This window comes from Bacillus sp. JJ1764, from assembly GCF_036962145.1.
Taxonomy (GTDB): Bacteria; Bacillota; Bacilli; order Bacillales; family Cytobacillaceae; genus Neobacillus.
This window is the reverse complement of record NZ_JBALNY010000094.1, coordinates 2,643-2,885: the sequence shown is the minus strand read 5'-3', so window position 1 is coordinate 2,885 and position 243 is coordinate 2,643. Positions and strand designations below refer to the sequence as shown.

General features: G+C 34.2%; 1 pseudogene. It reads left to right on the top strand.

Annotation, left to right across the window (positions count from 1 at the left end):
* Positions 1–61 precede the first annotated feature (61 nt).
* Positions 62–243: pseudogene (locus V7083_RS13870) on the top strand (MFS transporter); the annotation flags it as partial.

Below are 243 nucleotides of genomic sequence, written 5' to 3'. Positions count from 1 at the left end.
ATTTTTTTAATAAAAAAATACATCATTTGAAAACACAGCTTGTATAGAAAGGCGATGGAATTTGAATAAACTTAGTGGAAAGAAACGGATACAGCTTGCTATTCTTTTAGGATCACTTGGACTGTTGGGACCTTTTACAATTGATACGTATTTGCCATCCTTCCCAACAATTGTTAAGGATTTTCATACGTCAGCTTCACTTGTTCAAATCAGTTTAACTTCCTGTTTATTGGGGCTCGGTTT